Source organism: Mycobacterium sp. TH-M82 (genome assembly GCF_057473605.1).
The window spans coordinates 1-1913 of sequence record NZ_JBYCKY010000003.1 but is presented as its reverse complement, the minus strand read 5'-3'; the positions used below and the strand labels follow the sequence as shown (position 1 = coordinate 1913).

Sequence of the window (1913 nt, the reverse complement as noted above, 5' to 3'; positions counted from 1 at the left end):
GCGGCTGAGGAGCTTGCGATTGCCCACTCAAAGTTTTTCTATGACGCCGGTGGCGGGCAAAAATGAGCGATCCGCACACTCCGCACATCGATCCCGAGGGCTTGGGCGCGGCTATCGCCGCGTGGCAGGCTGATGTGCCCGCCACGGTGGCCTACCCGGAGCTCGCCGCTGCGCCTGATGATGCGGCCACGGCAGCGGTTCTCGCGGCTATCGCGCACTGGCCTGGTGAACACACGACGATGGCCCGCGACCGAGACGAGAAAGCCACTCGATTCGCCGCCGCCGCCTCGGCCACCACCCGCATCGAGGGAGGGGCCGATGACGATAACGCAATGCGCATCCGCTCGATCGAGGGCGTATGGACATGACACCTGGACCTGGGTGGTCATCGACACCGCCGATAGCCGGGCCTCCACGACCGGGGCCGTACGCGATGCCGCCGGCGCCGCCGCAGACACCGCCTGCCGGCCGCCGCCAGTCTGGTGGTGTGCGGCGAGCCGCCACAATCGCGGCTTTCGTGGCCTGCGTGTTCGGTGCTGGGGTGGGCGGTGTGATCGTTGGAACGCATATTGCGTCGAGACCAACCCCGGTAGCGGTGGCTCATCCGCCGGCTCCGTCGCCAGAGGTGATTCGGGCGCAGACGGTTGATTTGTGCACGCGATTCGCTGCCGCATATGCCGCCATCCCGACACCGCAGACCCGGGCTGCCGATGTGGTGCCCGCAGCGAATTACGTTGCTGATGCGCTGCGCGACAATCCGGTTGGCGATCCCGATGTGCGGGCGGCGATGATCAAGTCACTGCAGCTGATGCGCGATCACGGTGCGGCGTTGAGTCGGGAGCCGTCTAAGGGCGCGGTGCAGCCTCCTACCGACTGGACGGCCGCCGCGGCTAATGCCGCCGATGATCAGGTGTGGGCACGCTGCAACGGATACCAGGGGTGAAACGGACGTGGCTGCAGTCGATTCCGGGGGAGATAGCACATTCGCGACAGTGGTGAAGACTGGGCGTTGGCCCAGTCCTGAGGTTTTAGACCGGGTTGCGGACGTCCACGAGCAGCAAGCCGCGACGCTGCGAACCGCTGGGGACACGTCGTGCAATGTTCACCGGCCACGCTTAAAAGAAGCGCTGCAAGGACAAGCCGGTGAGGCGCAATTCGCCGCGCACAACGCCAACGTTCACCTGTGGGACGCCCACGCCGACCTGTACAAAACATCGGGAGACGCGGTCCGCCTGGCGGCGGGCGAACTTCGCTCATTGCAACATGATCTGCGACTTCTGATTGAGGACAAGGAGCCGCAGTACCAAGCCGCAATGCGGAGCGGTAAAACCGTTGCCGCACAAGCTATTTTGACAGAAACCTTGACCGAGGCGGACGACATGGTAGCCAAACGCGGCGGGTCCGCGACCATGTATGTCCAAGGTGTGAACTTCACTGCGCCCCTACCGGACAGACCCGCTACCGACCCGGACGGCCAGAATGACCACAACGGGAACCCGCATCACGACAAGAACACCGACCTTCCCGTAGACGGCGACACAAACACGACACCGAAGGGCGGCGACACGGGCGATGCCGTGACGGGCCAGTCTCAACGAGACGTAGAAACCGGGTTGCCAGCCGACGCGACAACACCTTTGACGCAAGGCCCTCCCCGTGACGTGCAAACGGACCTCCCGCCGGCTGGTTCTGCGAATGGCGGACCCGCGCCGGCTACGTCGCCGCTGACGGCGCTTCCGCAGGCCCTCGGCGGTTCGATGGGTCGGGCCGCTTCTGGTGGTGGCGGGGCTGGTGCTGGTGGCGGTGGTTCGGCGCTTTCGGGTCTGGGGTCGGGGTTGAATCCGGGCTCGATGGGGTCTGGTCTGGGCTCCTCGATGCCGACGTCGCCGGCTTCGTCGTTGCCGTCTGCGCCT

General features: G+C 65.6%; 2 protein-coding genes and 1 pseudogene. All 3 read left to right on the top strand.

Going from position 1 to position 1913, the window contains the following annotated elements; translation table 11 throughout:
- The first annotated feature begins 62 nt into the window (after positions 1-62).
- Positions 63-368, top strand: coding sequence for a hypothetical protein (locus AC2VON_RS00040; protein ID WP_062908224.1), 306 nt, complete (start codon positions 63-65; stop codon positions 366-368).
- A gap of 281 nt (positions 369-649) precedes the next feature.
- Complete coding sequence (locus tag AC2VON_RS00035; RefSeq protein ID WP_090423501.1) at positions 650-943, top strand: membrane-attack complex/perforin family protein; 294 nt, start codon at positions 650-652, stop codon at positions 941-943.
- 52 nt (positions 944-995) lie between these two features.
- A pseudogene (locus tag AC2VON_RS00030) lies at positions 996-1913 on the top strand (hypothetical protein); the annotation flags it as partial.

What these genes read in the sequence shown, in the direction of transcription:
- AC2VON_RS00040 (WP_062908224.1), top strand. Translation starts at nt 63, where the DNA reads ATGAGCGATCCGCACACTCCGCACATCGATCCCGAGGGCTTGGGCGCG.